The organism is Umezawaea tangerina (genome assembly GCF_003002815.1).
Taxonomy (GTDB): domain Bacteria; phylum Actinomycetota; class Actinomycetes; order Mycobacteriales; family Pseudonocardiaceae; genus Umezawaea; species Umezawaea tangerina.
On record NZ_PVTF01000014.1, the window covers coordinates 170,342 to 186,256 of the forward strand.

The window sequence follows — 15,915 nt, forward strand, 5'->3', positions numbered from 1 at the left end:
GGGCGAAAAGGGCAGGTGGTAGAGCCTGCCCGCCGCCGCAAGTTTAAGCCCAAAAACCCCAAGTCAAGCCGGCCGCCAGCGGACGGGTGCCGCTCGCTTTCAGCTTCGTTGGGTGGTTGGTGTTTTCGGGCAGTTGGTTGGCATTCTGGTTGTTGCTACTTCTTCTTTTTGTTTCCGTCGTCGTCTACGGCGGCGTCCAGGCGTTTTAGTGCTGCTCGTACGACTTCGGGGTCGTAGGTCGTCCAGTACGGCGGCAGCGAAGCCCGTAGGAAGCCGCCGTATCGGGCGGTCGCCAGGCGCGGGTCCAGGATGGCGACTACGCCTTTGTCGTTCATGGAGCGGAGTAGGCGGCCGGCGCCCTGGGCGAGCAGGAGTGCGGCGTGGGTGGCGGCGACGGTGAGGAAGCCGTTGCCGCCGCGTTCGGACACGGCCTTCTGGCGTGCCGAGGCGAGGGGGTCGTCGGGGCGGGGGAAGGGGATGCGGTCCATGATGACGAGTTGCAGTGAGGGGCCGGGGACGTCCACGCCCTGCCACAGCGACAGCGTGCCGAAGAGGCAGCTGCGGGGGTCTTCGGAAAACTTCTTGACGAGCTGGCCGGTCGCGTCGTCGCCCTGGCAGTACACGGTGTACTCCAGCTTGTCGCGCAGCGCCTCCGCGGCGGACTTGGCCGCGCGCATGGAGGAGAACAGGCCGAGGGTTCGGCCGCCTGCGGCGTTGACGAGTCCTTCGATCTCGTCCACGTAGGACGGGGGGAGGCCGTCGCGGCCGGGAGGCGGCAGGTGCCTTGCCACGTAGAGGATTCCGCTGCTGCCGTGCTGGAACGGTGAGCCGACGTCGAGGCCGGTCCAGCGGGGACCGGACGAGTCGGACGGTGGTTCCTTGTCGGTGGCGGTGCCTTCGGCCTTCCGGACGGTGGAGGACGCGGGTAGTCCCCACTGGCGGGCGAGGGTGTCGAAGGTGCCGCCGAGGGTGAGCGTGGCGGAGGTCAACACGGTGGTGCGCTTGCCGAACAGCCGTTCGCGCAGCAGTCCGCCGACGCCGAGCGGGGCGACCCGCAGCGTCGGGGCGCGGCCGCGGTCGGCGAAGTCGCCGGACACCCACACGACGTCGCGCTCCTCGTCGAACGCGTCGAGGATGCGCACCGCGCCGTCGTGCACCTCCTCCAGCAGCGACAGCGCGAGCTTGCGCGAGGTGGCGCCCTCGACGTCCTCCTTGCGCTCCGGCCCGAGCGACGTCACGCACGCGTGCGCCGCGTCCCGGACCGCGGCCAGCGTGGCCGCGAGGGGGCGGGGCAGCTCGTCCATGCGCCCGACCGGCAGGTCCTCCAGCAGCATCGCCAGCCCGTCGCTGGCCTCGGCCATCCGGTCGGCCACGTCCTGGTCGATCAGCCGACCGCACCGGCGGGCCGCCGCGGCGATGGCGGCCGCGCTGAGCTCCTCGGTGGCCACGGACGTGACGCGGTCGACCAGGTCGTGCGCCTCGTCGATCACGACGACGTCGTGCTCGGGCAGCACCTGGTAGCCCTCGATGGCGTCGATCGCGAGCATCGCGTGGTTGGTCACCACCACGTCGGCCTTGCCCGCCTCGGCCCGCGCCCTCTCGGCGAAGCAGTCGACGCCGATCGGGCACTTGGCCACGCCGAGGCACTCGCGCGCCGTCACGGACACCTGCCGCCAGGCCTGCTCGGACACACCGGGCACCAGCTCGTCGCGGTCACCGGTCTCGGTGTCGGACGACCACTCGTGCAGCCGCTTCACCTCGCGCCCCAGCCGCGACACCGCGAACGGGTCGAACAGGGCGCCGTCGTCGGGTTCGTCCGGTGCGCCGGAGTGCAGCCGGTGCATGCACAGGTAGTTGCGCCTGCCCTTGAGGATCGCGAAGTTCGGCTCGCGTCCCAGCTCCTTCTTCAACGCCTTCGCCAGCCGCGGCAGGTCCCGGTCGACCAGCTGCCGCTGCAACGCGATCGTGGCCGTCGAGACGACGACCGTCGCCTCCTCGGCGACCGCGTGCCTCAGCGCGGGAACGAGGTACGCCAACGACTTCCCGGTGCCGGTCCCGGCCTGCACGGCCAGGTGTTCGCCGGTGCGGATCGAGTGGTCGACCGCCTCGGCCATGTCGACCTGACCCTGGCGCTCGGCTCCGCCCACCGACTCCACGGCGGTGGCGAGCAGGGTGCGGGTGTCGGGGATCGCGGAGGTGGCGGGCACACCGGAGAAGGTACCCGGAGGCACCGTCAGTTCCGCGCACGCACCAGCCGGTGGTCCCTACCGGAACCGGCGGACCAGGGCCCATCCGGCGGGCAGGAGCCCGGCGGCGAGGACGACCTTCAGGGCGTCACCGAGCAGGAACGGCACCACGCCCAGCTCCAGCGCCCGGCCGAGGCCGACGTTCGTGGCCGCCATCAGCCACGGCACGCCGAAGGCGTAGATGACGAGGCTGCCGAGCACCATCGTGCCCACCGTGCGCACCGGCGTGCGGTCACCGCCGCGACCCGCCAGCGTGCCGACCAGGGCCCCGGCGAACACGAACCCGACCACGTAGCCGAGCGACGCCGTCGCACCGGCCGCGCCGCCCTGGAACCACGGCACACCGGACACCCCGGCGATCAGGTAGAGCAGCATCGAGGTCGCGCCGCGCTGCCAGCCGAGGGACGCGCCCACGAGCAGGGCGGCGAACGTCTGCCCGGTGATCGGCACGGGACTGCCCGGAACCGGGAACGCGACCTGCGCGGCGAGCCCGGTGACCACGGCTCCGCCGATGACCATCGCGACGTCGCGCGCGATCGATCCGGGGACGAAGTCGGCCAGGACCGCCCTGCGGGGAATGGCGAGAACGGACACGGGACCTCCCAGGTGGAACGCGGCGCTCCAAGCAGGTTAACCGGATTTCCCGGTTCTGCTCCCTTGTCCACATCGACAAGTTGCGAACCTCACGCCCTCCTCACGACCGTGACCAGCTCTGGACTGGACTCGGACACCGGACCCCTCGCCCAGTCGCCGTACCGCTCGGCGACCTCGAGCCCCGCCTCGTGGAGGAACCCGTCCAGCCGTTCGGCGGACAGGAACCGCAGGCTGCCCCGGCTCACCTGCGGCTCGGGCCACGGCGGCCCGCTGAACGTCTCGCTGAGCCGGACCACGTCGCCGACGAGCTCGGCGTCGTGCTCGATCCGCACGGTCACGCCGTCCCTGGTCACCTCGGTGCCGTTCGCGGGCGTCCACCGCTCCCACGCCCGCGCGGCCGGGTTCCGGGTCTCGAACGCGAACCGCCCGGTGCCGGTGAGGGCGTTCCGGACCGCCGCCAGCGCCTCGCGCACCTCGTCGTCGGTGATCAGCGCCTGGAACGCGTGCCCGGTCATCACGGCCAGCTCGAACTCCCGGTCCCAGCGCGCCGAGGCGGCGTCCCCGAGCACCCACTCCACGTCGGACCGGCGGCGGGCCACGGCCAGCATCCCCTCGTCGGGGTCGAGCCCGACGAGCCGCCCGGTGTGCCCGGCGTCCCGTGCCGCCGCGAGCAGCGACCCGGTGCCGCAGCCGACGTCCAGCACGGACGCCTCGGGCAGCACCAGCCCGAGGTAGAAGTCGTCGCTCGCGTCCCAGGTGTTGACGGTGTCGTACCAGTCCGCCGTGTCGGCCATCGGGGCAGGTTATTCGGTTGCGCCCGTTGTTACCTTGGAATTTCGACGCCCCTGCGATCGAGGAGATGACGTGCCCCGAAAGACCTGTGTTGCGCCGGTTCCGCACGTGACGACCGAACACAGGGGACAAGCACGCCATGAAGACCGTGAACATCGGGATCCTCGCCCATGTTGACGCCGGGAAGACCAGCCTGACCGAACGGCTGCTGCACGCCACGGGCGTCATCGACCACGTGGGCAGCGTCGACCGCGGCGACACCCAGACCGACACCGACGACCTGGAGCGCAAGCGGGGCATCACCATCCGCTCCGCCGTGGTCGCCTTCACCGTCGGCGACGTCAAGGTCAACCTCATCGACACACCGGGCCACCCGGACTTCATCTCCGAGGTCGAACGGGCCCTCGCCGTGCTCGACGGCGTCATCCTGGTCGTCTCCGCGGTGGAGGGCGTCCAGGCGCACACCAGGCTGCTCATGCGCACGCTGGTGCGGCTCGGCCTGCCCGTGCTGCTGTTCGTGAACAAGATCGACCGCCGCGGCGCCCGCTACGCCGACCTGCTCGCCTCGATCCGCACCGCCCTCACCCCGGCGCTGGTGCCGATGAGCACCGTCACCGACCTGGGCACCCGCTCCGCGAGTCCCGTCCCGCGCGGTTTCGCGGCCGACCTCGCCGAGCACGACGACACGTTCCTGGCCCGCTACCTGGACACCACGCTGACCTACGACGACTGCCGCGCCGAGCTCGCCCGGCAGTCCCGCGCGGGCCGCCTGCACCCGGTCTTCTTCGGCTCGGCGGTCACCGGCGCGGGCATCCCCGGCCTGGTCGACGCCATCACCCGCTACTTCCCGGTCAACCACCCCGCACCCGACCTGCGCGCCACCGTGTTCAAGATCGACCGCGACGGCAGCGCCTACGTCCGCCTGCACTCCGGCACGCTCGCCGCGCGGGAGAAGGTCGACTTCCACCGCGGCGACACGTCGCTCACCGCCCGCCTGACCAGCGTTCTCGTCTTCTCCCACGGCTCCAGGACGGTCGCGGGCGTCGCGGGCAGCGGCGAGATCGCCAAGATCCGCGGCCCCCGCGACCTGCGCATCGGCGACCAGCTGGGCACCCCGCACCCCGCCGCCCACCACTTCTTCGCCCCGCCGACGTTGGAGACCGTCGTCGAGTCCCCGTCACCCGACCTGTACGACGCGCTGGTCCAGCTGTCCTCGCAGGACCCGTTCATCAACGTCCGCAAGGGCTCCGACATCGTCGTGTCGCTCTACGGCGAGGTGCAGAAGGAGGTCATCGCCGACACCCTCCTGCACGACCACGGCATCCCCGCCACGTTCTCCCCGACCAGCGTCATCTGCGTCGAACACCCCGCGGGCACCGGCTCGGCGCTGGTCGAGATGGGCGCGGGCAACCCCTTCGTCGCCACCGTCGGCCTCCGCGTCGAACCGTGGCCCACCCGCTCCTACGGCCTGGAGGTCGAGCTCGGCTCGTTGCCGCTCGCGTTCCACAAGGCCATCGAGGACACCGTGCTGGCCACCCTCGCCAGGGGCCCGCACGGCTGGGCGGTCCACGACATCCGCGTCACCCTCACCCACTGCGCCTACTCCAGCCCCGTCACCGTCGCCGCCGACTTCCGCGGCCTGGCACCGCTCGTGCTCATGGAGGCCTTGCGGAGCGCGGGCACCACGGTCCTCGAACCGGTCGCCCACTTCGACCTGGAGGTACCCGTCGACACCACCAGCCCCGTACTGGCCGCCCTGGCCGCGCACGGGGCCGTGCCGGAGGTGGTCGACGGACCGCTGATCGAGGGCACGATCCCGTTGCGGACGGTCCACGCCTTCACCCACCTCCTGCCCGGCCTGAGCCACGGCGAGGGGGTGCTGGTCAGCCGGTTCGACAGCTACCGGCCGGTGGTCGGGGCTAGGGCTCCCAGCCCTGTTCCAGCGCGACGTTCCGGAGCCGTTTGACCAGATCTGGCCGGGACAAGGCGACTTTGCCCTGATCCACCATGGACCACACGAAAGTGAGGTCGAGCAAATCCGTGTCACCGCCGCCTTCGGCCAGCCGGAGGGCCGCGTCGAGGGCGGCGATGTCGATCTGCTGGAACCCCCAGACGACGCTGGGCAGATTCACCGCCTCCGCCATCGTGTCGTCGTCCCCGCCTCGCCCGATGCGGTCGAACAGCAATGTCGTCATCTCGACTCCCATGACACTCCCTAAGAGGCCCAGGGGAACAACCGCGTCGAAGTGGGCGGAAGACCTCAGCAGGCGAGCAGTCAGGTTCCAGTCCTCGTCAAGAGCGTTCCAGAGGCCTGGTTCTCGCGCGTTCGCCTCAGCATGGCCGGAAAGAAGTTCGAGCATGGCGTAGGTCGGACTCGTACTCGTCCCGCGAGCGCGGTAGATCGCAAAAGGAGAGGGGCCCATGCTCTCCGCAGGAGCGACTGCATACCGGTAGTAGTCGATCACTGGATCGCAGAGGAAGTGGGCGTCCTCATCGGGGAAGAGGGTGTACCAGCCGTCGTTCTGATCGTGCGGCGGGGTGCTTATCTGCCAGCTCAGGTCTGGTTCGGGAATCGAGTCATCCGGCCGAGGCAGACGCAGGAGCAGGTCGCGCGTGTCGTTGCGCCAGATCTTGGTCAGGTGGATCGCGTCGACCAGACCTTGCCATTCGGCCCCGACGATCTGGGATTTCCACAGGAGTGCTTGTCGGTGCCAGGTGGACGGTACGTCCACAGGTCCGAACAAGGCCTCTGCCGAGAGTTCGCCGTGGGTGATGACCGAGAGGATCACGATGTTGGCGCTGTAGAAGGCGTATCTGCTCGGCATGTGAAAGGCACGGGTTCGTAGTCCGTCTTGTCCCTGTGCCGGTTCGCGGGGTAGAAGATCCGCAGCAGCATCGCCGCCAGGTCGGCGCGGATCGCCGATTCCCCGGCCAGTTCGTCGAGAAAACGTATGACTGGCTGCCGTGAGGACAGCGGTGCGAAGGACAGGAGGCTGTACAACTCGCTGTCGTCCAGTGCTCGGGAGCGGTTCAGGCGTGATGCGGACTTCTCCGCGTGCAGCAGGTTCTCCAAAGTGCGCCAGACGAACCGCGCCACCAGGTACTCGCTGAAGGTGGCGTGCAGGAACTCGTAGGTCCGCAGCACTTGTTCGTCGCGGACGGCTTGGGCGCGTTGGATGAAGAAGAAGCGGCCGAGCACTGCTTCGCCGGGACCGAGGGGTTTTCGGGTGCCGGTTCGTTCCGGGCGTTCGCCGAGCAGGGCCGCCAGGTCGCGGTCGAGTTCGTGTTCCTCGATCCACTGGGTGCCGCGGTTGAACATCGCGAGCGCGACCACGGACAGTCGTTGGAGTTCGTGCTCGACCGCTTCCTCGACGTGCTCCGGCGAGTGTTCCTCTACGTCCTTGTCGATCTCGCGGCGGGCGAAGCTGACGAGCAGTTGTTCGTACAGTTGGGCTTCACTGATGGTGCCGCTGAGGGGTTGGAGGGCGTTGTACAGGGCGAGCATCAACAGCAGCAGTGGCTGCTCGGCGAGTTCCGGGTAAGCGAGCACGGTGGCCACGTCGAGTGATGCGCCGTTGGCGTCGTTCCACGCCTGGACCCAGCGTCCGGTCTGTTCCGCGTCGAACGGCGCCAGACGCATGATCGTGGACTGGTCGGGGATGGTCGCGCGGTCGGCCACGCTGATGCGGCTGGTGACGATGACCGCGACCGGGCGGCGTTTGGCGGCGCTGTCGTGTTGGAACTGCTCGATCCTCTTCAGGTAGTTGGTCTGGCTGACGCCGGTGGCCTGGAGCAGTTCGTCGAAGCCGTCCAGGAACACCACCGGCAGCGCGCCGTCGGCCGACCTGGCGAAGTCCGCCCAGGTCACGGGCTCGTCGAGGACGGTGCGGAGGCTGTGTTCGAGCTGCTGGACCAGGTCGGCTTCAGTCGGTGCGGTGCGGAGTTCGACCCGCAGCGGCAGGAAGTCGGTGGCGGGCAGGCGGGCGGAGAGGACCTTGGTCAGCACCGACTTCCCGGAGCCGGGATCACCGAGGACGAGCAGGGGGACCTGGGTGGCTTTGGGGGAGGTCAGGTAGCCGACGAAGAAGTCGTGGGCGTCTGTGCGCACCGGCAACGATTTCCAGGACTGCGTCTGCGCCGGGCCGGACGGATGGCCGACCTGGAAGCGGGGATCGATGTAGCAGTCGCGGAACAACGGGATGGTCAGCCCGTCCGGCACCTCGCCGGGCGCGATGATCGGGGAGTCCAGCACCGAGTGGTACCAGTGGGCCAGCTCCGCGCGCCGCTGCTGCGGCGTGTTGCCCACCGTCAGGGTGGCGAAGAGGCGTTCGACCTCGGCCAACGCCGTCCGCACCACCACACGGGTCGCCTGGTGGTCCTGCGAGGACGACCAGAAGGCGAACTCCGGGCAGTCCACCGCGAGCCTGCGGATGTTCTCCTCGTACCGGCGGCAGGCGGCCTCGTGGAGGTCGTCCAGCAGTCCTCGCTGGCGCTCGTCCATGTCGTCCCATACCGCCAGCCCGCGCACGAAGGACGTCATCCCCACCGCCAAGCCCCGGTAGTACCTGGTGAGTGCTTCGAGGTTGTCCTCGTACGGGCGCTCCGGCGACACCAGTGGTACGGGGGATGTCGCGAGACCGGCCAGTTCGGGGAGCACCTTCGCCAGGCTCACCCCGTCCTTCTGGAGAAACCCCAAGTCCGCTGTGGAAAACGGCACGCCGGACTCGTCGACGACCTCGAAGAACGACACCAGCACGATGACGGTGTGCGCCGCGTGCAACCGCTGGGTCCGGTCGTAGCGGGAGATGCCGCTGCGCTTCTCCGACAGCTTCACCGCGTACTCGTGCGAGAAGCGGATGAGGTCCGCTTTGGCGTCGAACCAGCTGAGCACGTCGGGGATGCCCAGCACCGATCCGGCCAGCAGCGTTCCGCCGAGCAGCTTGTCGAGCACCGCGACGGCCTTGTGCTCGGAAGCCCCCATGAGCTTGACGGCGTCGCGATAGCTGAACGTGGTTATACCACCCAAGTCGAAGATCAGGTGTGAACCGTTAGCGGGTCGTCGTTGCGGCGGGTCTTGGTCCACGTGTTGTCGCGGCGGAGCAGGCGGGCCAGGGCGCGCCAGGACGTGACGTAGAACGTGTAGATGTACAGCGCGTAGCCGAATCCGTAGGCGAGGGAGCGCAGCAGGGAGGTGTCGGGGGAGCAGCGCTTGCGGTAGACGGGGCCCCACAGGACGAACGGGAGCAGGCCGAAGGCGCCGTAGACGGCGAAGAGGATCCAGGCGCCGTCGGAGAACCACGTCCACACCTCGCCGGGCGAGACGAGGGTGCGGTGGGCGAGCAGGAGCAGGGGGATGGGGTAGACGAGGCTGCCGAGGAGCTGCATCCAGGGTTGGGCGAGGTAGTAGAGCATCTCGGCGGCGCCCAGGGTGGACAGGTGCGGGGAGTCCCAGATGCGGCGCAGGTAGCGCATGCACTGCATGGTGCCCTGGCCCCACCGGGTGCGTTGGGCGAGGAACCGCCGCAGGCTGTAGAGCCCCTCCTGCCGCACGTGGGTGTCCATGGTGAAACCGGTGCGCCACCCGGCGGTGAGCAGGTGGACGCCCAGCTCGAAGTCCTCCAGCAGCGAGCCGCGCCACGGCTGCCCGGTGGGTCCGGCGATGGAGTCCAGCGCGGACAGCCTGGTGAACTGGCCGTTGCCGCCCATGGAGATGGTGCCGGTGACGCCGCGGGACAGCTGGATGGCGGCGATGGCGGTGCGGAACTCCAGGTCCTGCATGCGGACCAGCGCGGTGCCGAAGCGCCTGCGCCACCACGACCCGGAGGCCTGGGGGACGCCGGTGTTGCTCATCCGCACGTCGACCTGGACGGCGCCGACGCGGGGGTCGCCGAAGAGGTGGTCGGCGGCGCAGACCTCCAGGCAGTCGCGGGCCGGGCGCCCGTCGGCGTCGACGACCACGACGAGCACGCGGTCGGGGTCGGCGTGCCTGCCCATGGACAGCTTGAGCGCGCGGTAGGCGTCGTTGAGGGCGTCGCCCTTGCCGGTCCGCGCCAGCGGCAGCGCCCGGCTGACCAGGTGGATGTGGGTGTCCTCGACGCCACCGCCCTCCTGCCACAGCCGCACGACGGTGGCGGTGCCGTCGTCGGAGGCGTCGTCGACGACCCACACGTGCGCGGTGGGGAAGTTCATCCGCAGGTACGCGAGGGTGTCGCCGATGACCGCCTCCTCGTCGCGGCACGGCACCAGGAAGTGCCACTCGTAGTCGCCGGGCCTGCCCGCGGGGGCGGGGCGGTGCCGCAGGTACGGCACGACGATCACGAGCACGTAGGTGACGAACGCGACCGACATCGTCAGCGCGAGGGCCTGGGTGAACCCCAGCAGCACGTCCAGGCTCGACGTCATCCGCGGGTGGCCAGCCTGGCGAACAGCACGAGCGCGGCGGCGCCGCCCAGGACGCTGACCATCGACCCGAGCAGGGTGTGGCCCCAGTAGTAGCCGGTGTCGGTGCCCAGCCACTCCACCAGTCCGGCCAGCGCGAGCACGCGCACCTGGTTCACCACCACGACGGCCACCGCGGCGACGCCGACGGCGAGCAGCACCCGCCGCGCGACCCGCGGCCGCAGCGCGACCATGACCGCGCCGATCACCAGCAGCGGCAGCACCAGGAACGCCGACGTGCACTCCGGCGTCATCCGCAGGCCCAGCGGCGTGCCCGAGTGGAGTCCGAAGTAGACGGTCTGGCGCTCGGCGACCACCGCGACGCCGTCCGGGTCGACGGCCCCGAGCAGCAGGCCGGACACCGAGATCTCGGCGTCGCGGTAGGCGCGGTTCGCGAACACCAGGGCCGCGGCGACACCCAGGAGGGCTACGACGACCACCCGGCTCGGCAGGTCGGTGCGACGGGCCGCCGGGGAATCCGCAAGCGCCACCCCAGGTTCCTTTCAGCCATTGGAGAAAGCCCGAAAGAGGTACTGACTGGCCATCGGCCGGTCCTATCCCGAACAAAACCCCCGGATCGGGTGACCAAATCGGGCCGGTTCGAGCTAACCGTCCACTTTGGGTGGCTCCGACTGGGCGATCCGGGTGTACGCCGTCACTCCTTACGGTCAGCAACCCTTAATACGACGGTGTGTCCGCCGATGGGTAATTGCTGGCCACCGAGGTGTGGAGAGCGCTGCCCCGGTCGTGACCCCACCCGCGGATCACCCTTGTCCGGGACGCGGACGGGAAAGGGAGCTGTCATGCGTGTTCGTCCTCATCGGGCGTCGACCTCGGCGCGGAGGGGTTGCCTCGCCGTGCTGGCCGCCACCGCCGCGCTGCTGATCGGCGCGGTGCCCGCGTCGGCGGCGCCGGGGGACGCGTCCGCCCACGGCGTCAAGCTCGCCCTGTCGCTGCAGGGCAGCAAGGCCGCGTCGGCGGGCCCGTTCGCGGCCTCCGACGCGAACGGGCCGAGCACCAACACGTTCGCGGGCGTCGAGGTGCCCGGCGTGCTGAAGACCGGCGCCGTCAACACCTCCGCCTCCCGCGACGACAAGACCGGCGGGGTGTACGCCAACGCGAGCACGGCGGACGTGCGGGTCGACCTGCTCAAGTCGGTGACCGGCGGGATCACCGCCGCGGTCGTCGAGGCCGACTGCCAGGCGACGCAGAAGGGCCTGTCCGGCAAGACGAAGCTCGTCGGCGCCGACCTCGGGACGCTCGGCGTGGTGGGCTCCGACCCGGCGCCGAACACGACTGTCGACGTGGAGCTCGTCGGCGTCGACATCGCGCACGTCGTGTTCAACGAGCAGGTGCACAACGCCGACGGCAGCCTCACCGTCAACGCGGTCCACGTGGAGCTGGTCGGCGGTGTGCTCGGCTCGATCGGCACGGGCGACCTCGTGCTGTCGTCGGCCACCTGCGGCCCCGCGGGCCTGCCCATCCCGCTGGCGTCCGGCGCCGGGCTGTGGGTCAGCCTCGGACTGCTCGCGGTGTCCGCGGTCCCGGTCGGCGCGGTCGCCATCCGCCGGTACCGGTCCGACGACCCCAACGCGCTCTGACCGGCTGAGGAGCACGGCATGTACAAGGTCCCCGGCAGCGGGGTCGCCATCGGCACGGGTGTCGGGTCGCTCGCCGCGACCGGCGCGAACGTGACGTGGTGGCTCGCCGCCGCACTGGTGCTGCTGGTGGTGGGCGGCCTCCTCCTGCACGCGACCCGCAGGCGCAAGGCAGCGCGCGCACCCCGGTAGCCCGCGGGCGTCCCGGCCGGATCGCCCCGTCCGGCCGGGACCCCGCACCCCTGGAAGGAGAACGGTGACCAAGGAAATCCTGCTGCTGGCCGGGACGAGGCCCGAGGCGGTCAAGATCGCGCCGGTCGCGCTCGCGCTGGCGGACCACGCGGTGCTGCGGCCGTTCATCGTCCACAGTGGACAGCACGCCGACATGGTCGGCCAGGCGCTGGAGGCGTTCGGCCTCGCGCCGGACGCGACGCTGGAGGTGCCGCGCGCCGGTGGTGGCCAGGCCGAGCTGATCGCGGGCCTGTTACCCCGGTTCGACCGCGTGCTCGCCGAACGCGCGCCCGCCGCCGTCGTGGTCCAGGGCGACACCGCGACCACGCTGGCGGGCGCGCTCGCCGCGTTCTGGCGCGGGATCCCGGTGGCGCACCTGGAAGCGGGCCTGCGCACCGGCGACCTCGCCGGGCCGTTCCCCGAGGAGGGGACCCGGCAGATGATCTCCCGGATCGCCTCCCTGCACCTCGCGCCGACCGACGAGGCGGCCAGCGCGCTGAGCGCGGAACGCCCGCCGGGCAGCGACATCGTGGTCACCGGCAACACCGTCGTCGACGCCGTGCTCCGCGTCGCCGCGGCCGGGCTGCCCGCCAAGGACCCCGACCTGGCCGCGCTGGAGGAGGAGCTCGACGGGACCGGCGGCAGGCTCGTGCTGGTCACGGTGCACCGCCGCGAGTCGTGGGGCGCGCCGCTGCACCGGGTGCTGCACGCCGTGCGGTCCATCGCCGACCGCCACCCCGACATCCGGATCCTGCTGCCCGCGCACCCGAACCCGGTGGTGCGCGCGCAGGTCCGCGAAGTGCTCGGCGGCCACCGCGGCATCGTGATCACCGAGCCGCTGGACTACTCCGACCTGGTGCGCGCGCTGGTCCGCGCCGCGCTGGTGCTCACCGACTCCGGCGGAATCCAGGAGGAGGCGCCGTCGTTCGGCGTGCCGGTCCTGGTGCTGCGCGACTCGACCGAGCGGATGGCCGCCGTCGAGGCGGGCAGCGCGTGGGTGGTGGGCACCGACCCGACCCGGATCCTCGCCGAGGCGGGCTGGGTGCTGGGCTCCCGGCTGCGCCTCCCGTTGGGCCGCAACCCCTTCGGCGACGGGCTCGCCGCGGGCCGGGTGCGGGCGGCGCTGGAGCGCATGCTCGGGCTGGTGCCCGTGACCAAGCCGATCCGCTGGCGCGACCAGCTGGTGGTCAGCGGGTGAGGATTCAGTCAACTCCTGGCCCTTGCGCCCGCGAAGGCGGGTGGTCGTCGAGGTAATCCGCGAACGCGTTCCGTGACCAGCAGCTCGCTGTGCTCCCGGTCGGGTACTGCACGTGCCCCGACGGGTGACATGGGGTGCCGAGCTGTTACCGGCGGGCCCATCCCGATGGAGGGTGGAGCCGCCGGTGTCCGGCGTTCCGGGCCCGGCGGCAGAATTCTCGGAAGGGGAGCACCAGATGAACAGCACCACGGCGCGGCGCGCGGGGTTGGTGGCGGTCGGACTCGTCACCGGGCTGCTCGCGTCCACGGCACCCGCCTCGGCCGCGAGCCCGGCCGGGACCGCCTCGGTGGGCTTCGTCGACTTCACCAAGGCGGGGCGGCAGGTCTCGTTGCCGACCCAGGCGCCCTGCGCGGTCGACGGGGCCACGTCGGGCTCCGCGCCCGCCGTGAACGACCAGCCGGGCCTGAGGTTCGGCGGCGGCACGTCGTCGTGCACCACCAAGGCCGTCGACGGCGACCGCACGGAGACGACCTCGGAGGCCACCGGCCAGTCGTTCGAGCTCTCCGCCCTGATGTCCCAGGGCGGACCGCGGCTCAAGATCGGCTCGTGGAAGGCCGTCTGCGTCGGCAAGGAGACCGGCACCGACGCGGGGTGGCAGCTCGGCGGCATCTCCGGCTTCAGCGGTCTGCCGAGCCAGATCCCGAGCAACTACGTGCACCAGGTCAAGAGCTCGAAGGGCGTCGTCCTGGCGAACGTGACCTTCAGCGAGGTGGTGCTGCCCGAGCCCAACGACGGCGGCATCGGCATCAACGCCGTGCACTTCCGCTTCACGCCCGAGTCGGACGTGACCGGCGAGATCGTGCTCGGCGCGGCGGCCTGCTCGCCGACGCCGTAGCTCAGCCGACGCGGGGGTCGCCGCTCAGCACGACCCCCGCGTCGCGCAACCTCCCCAACGCGCTGTCCACGGTGGCCGCGGCCACGCCCGCGGTGAGGTCGAGCAGCACGGTCGTGGCGAACCCGGCCCGCGCGGCGTCGATCGCGGTCGCCCGCACGCAGTGGTCGGTGGCGATGCCGACCACGTCGACCCGGTCCACGTCGTGCACCCGCAGCCAGTCGGTGAGCTGCTCACCGGTGCCGCTGGTGCCCTCGAAGCCCGAGTACGCGGCCGCGTAGGCGCCTTTGGAGAACACCGCCCGCACCGCGGTGACGTCCAGCTCGGGGTGGAACGAGGCCCCGGCCGTCCCGGCGACGCAGTGCACCGGCCAGGAGTCGACGTAGTCGGGCGTCTCGCTGAAGTGGTCGCCGGGGTCCACGTGGTAGTCCCTGGTGGCGACGACGTGGTCGTAGTCGCTCGCGGCGATGTGCGCGGACACCGCGGCCGCGACGGCGGCCCCGCCCGCCACGGCCAGCGAACCGCCTTCGCAGAAGTCGTTCTGCACGTCCACGACGATCAGCGCCTTGGTCACAAGCACTCCTTCACAGGAACGTGGTCGGGATCGCGGGCTCGCCGCGGGACAGCTTCAGGCCCTCCCACGGCACGCTGACGAGCGCCGCCCGCAGTCGTTCGCGGCTCTGGGCCAGCGTGGCCACCTCGCCCGCCGGTTGTCCACCGCGCAACAGGGGGACCTGGAGCAGCCGGTCGTGCTCGTCGAGGTCGGGCTGGTGGTCGAACGGGAACACGACCTCCTCCAACGAGGTGCCGGTGTCCTTGTGCTTGCGCAGCGCGCCCTTGCGGCCGCCGCGCGACTCCTTGTGCGAGCTGCGCTTGGCGACCGGCCGCCCGTCGACCTCGACGAGCTTGTAGACCATGCCCGCCGTCGGGGCGCCGGACCCGGTGACCAGCGAGGTGCCGACGCCGTAGGAGTCGACCGGTTCGGCGCGCAGCGCGGCGATCGAGTACTCGTCGAGGTCGCCGGACACCACGATGCGGGTGTTCTTGGCGCCCAGCGAGTCCAGCTGCTCACGGGCCTGCCGGGCGAGCACGCCCAGGTCGCCGGAGTCGATCCGCACCGCGCCCAGCCCCGGCCCCGCGGCCCGGACGGCGAGCTCGATGCCGTTGGTGATGTCGTAGGTGTCGACCAGCAGCGTGGTGTCCGCGCCCAGCGCCTCGACCTGGCTGCGGAACGCCTCCTCCTCGCTGTCGTGCAGCAGCGTGAAGGCGTGCGCGCAGGTGCCCGCGGTCGGGATCCCGTGCCTGCGCCCGGCCTCCAGGTTCGACGTCGCGGTGAACCCGGCCAGGTACGCGGCGCGCGCCGCGGCGACGGCGGCCTCCTCGTGGGTGCGCCGGGAGCCCATCTCGATCATCCGGCGGCCGTTGGCGGCGCCGACCATGCGGGCCGCGGCCGAGGCGATCGCGCTGTCGTGGTTGAGGATCGACAGCGCCAAGGTCTCCAGCACGACGCCGACGCCGAAGGACGCCCGCACCGACAGGACGGGGGAGCCGGGGAAGTACAGCTCGCCCTCGGGGTAGCCGTCGACCTCGCCGGTGAACTCGTAGTCCGCGAGCCACGCCAGCGTGCGGTCGTCGACGACGCCGGTCCTCTCGAGCACGTCCAGCTCGGCCTCGCCGAAGCGGAAGTCGCGGATCGCGTCGAGCAGCCTGCCGGTGCCCGCGACCACGCCGTAGCGCCTGCCCTCCGGCAGCCTCCGGGCGAAGACCTCGAAGACGCACGGCCGGTCCGCCGTGCCGTCGCGCAACGCGGCGGCCAGCATCGTCAGCTCGTAGTGGTCGGTGAGCAGCGCTGTCGACATGAGCCGAGAGCCTAAGCGGGGCCCGCGCACATCCGCAGCGGAAAGCCCCTATGGGGTGCGCCACCCC

14 protein-coding genes are annotated in these 15,915 nt (G+C 71.1%); 5 read left to right on the top strand and 9 right to left on the bottom strand.

What is annotated here, in order from left to right:
* Nucleotides 1-155: 155 nt before the first annotated feature.
* From CLV43_RS37700 to CLV43_RS37710, 3 genes are all read right to left on the bottom strand, one after another.
* A complete protein-coding gene (locus CLV43_RS37700; protein WP_211304749.1) occupies nt 156-2,207 on the bottom strand; it encodes an ATP-dependent DNA helicase in 2,052 nt (683 codons plus the stop codon).
* Between the two features lie 57 nt (nt 2,208-2,264).
* On the bottom strand, nt 2,265-2,765 hold the full coding sequence (locus tag CLV43_RS37705; protein ID WP_425445793.1) for a biotin transporter BioY: 501 nt from the start codon (nt 2,763-2,765) through the stop codon (nt 2,265-2,267).
* A gap of 164 nt (nt 2,766-2,929) precedes the next feature.
* Nucleotides 2,930-3,634, bottom strand: coding sequence for a class I SAM-dependent methyltransferase (locus CLV43_RS37710; protein WP_106193692.1), 705 nt, complete (start codon nt 3,632-3,634; stop codon nt 2,930-2,932).
* Nucleotides 3,635-3,771: 137 nt separating this feature from the next.
* On the opposite strand from CLV43_RS37710, the gene CLV43_RS37715 reads away from it, so the two are divergent.
* A complete protein-coding gene (locus CLV43_RS37715) occupies nt 3,772-5,598 on the top strand; it encodes an elongation factor G (protein WP_106193694.1) in 1,827 nt (608 codons plus the stop codon).
* On the opposite strand, the gene CLV43_RS37720 is transcribed toward CLV43_RS37715, so the two are convergent.
* From CLV43_RS37720 to xrtP, 4 genes are read right to left on the bottom strand one after another with little or no spacing between them, the layout of a single operon-like run.
* Nucleotides 5,552-6,457 carry a hypothetical protein gene (locus CLV43_RS37720; protein ID WP_146175062.1) on the bottom strand — a complete coding sequence of 302 codons (906 nt, stop codon included), beginning with the start codon at nt 6,455-6,457 and terminating at the stop codon, nt 5,552-5,554. The two genes, CLV43_RS37715 and CLV43_RS37720, sit on opposite strands and share 47 nt — an antisense overlap.
* Nucleotides 6,418-8,715 (bottom strand): NACHT domain-containing protein, encoded by a 2,298-nt coding sequence (locus tag CLV43_RS37725; protein ID WP_146175063.1) that lies wholly within the window; start codon nt 8,713-8,715, stop codon nt 6,418-6,420. Before CLV43_RS37725 ends, CLV43_RS37720 begins: the two co-directional genes overlap by 40 nt.
* The gene (locus CLV43_RS37730) at nt 8,667-10,034 is read right to left on the bottom strand and encodes an XrtP-associated glycosyltransferase (RefSeq protein ID WP_245887271.1); all 1,368 of its coding nucleotides are present in this window, start codon (nt 10,032-10,034) and stop codon (nt 8,667-8,669) included. The genes CLV43_RS37725 and CLV43_RS37730 overlap by 49 nt, the downstream gene beginning before the upstream one ends.
* Nucleotides 10,031-10,561: an exosortase P gene (gene xrtP / locus CLV43_RS37735; RefSeq protein ID WP_245887273.1), complete on the bottom strand. Its 531-nt coding sequence runs from the start codon at nt 10,559-10,561 to the stop codon at nt 10,031-10,033. The genes CLV43_RS37730 and xrtP overlap by 4 nt, the downstream gene beginning before the upstream one ends.
* A gap of 312 nt (nt 10,562-10,873) precedes the next feature.
* On the opposite strand from xrtP, the gene CLV43_RS37740 reads away from it, so the two are divergent.
* The 4 genes from CLV43_RS37740 (at nt 10,874) to CLV43_RS37755 (ending at nt 13,992) form a co-directional block, all read left to right on the top strand.
* Entirely contained in the window at nt 10,874-11,671 is a 798-nt protein-coding gene (locus CLV43_RS37740; protein WP_106193699.1) for a choice-of-anchor protein CoaP, read from the top strand.
* A gap of 18 nt (nt 11,672-11,689) precedes the next feature.
* Nucleotides 11,690-11,860, top strand: coding sequence for an LPXTG cell wall anchor domain-containing protein (locus tag CLV43_RS37745; protein WP_106193701.1), 171 nt, complete (start codon nt 11,690-11,692; stop codon nt 11,858-11,860).
* A gap of 64 nt (nt 11,861-11,924) precedes the next feature.
* A complete protein-coding gene (gene wecB / locus CLV43_RS37750) occupies nt 11,925-13,097 on the top strand; it encodes a non-hydrolyzing UDP-N-acetylglucosamine 2-epimerase (RefSeq protein WP_106193702.1) in 1,173 nt (390 codons plus the stop codon).
* A gap of 235 nt (nt 13,098-13,332) precedes the next feature.
* On the top strand, nt 13,333-13,992 hold the full coding sequence (locus CLV43_RS37755; RefSeq protein WP_106193704.1) for a hypothetical protein: 660 nt from the start codon (nt 13,333-13,335) through the stop codon (nt 13,990-13,992).
* 1 nt (nt 13,993) lies between these two features.
* Here CLV43_RS37755 and CLV43_RS37760 read toward each other — a convergent pair whose 3' ends face one another.
* Nucleotides 13,994-14,563: an isochorismatase family protein gene (locus CLV43_RS37760; RefSeq protein ID WP_106193705.1), complete on the bottom strand. Its 570-nt coding sequence runs from the start codon at nt 14,561-14,563 to the stop codon at nt 13,994-13,996.
* A 10-nt stretch (nt 14,564-14,573) separates the two neighbouring features.
* A complete protein-coding gene (locus CLV43_RS37765) occupies nt 14,574-15,848 on the bottom strand; it encodes a nicotinate phosphoribosyltransferase (RefSeq protein ID WP_106193707.1) in 1,275 nt (424 codons plus the stop codon).
* Nucleotides 15,849-15,915 lie beyond the last annotated feature (67 nt).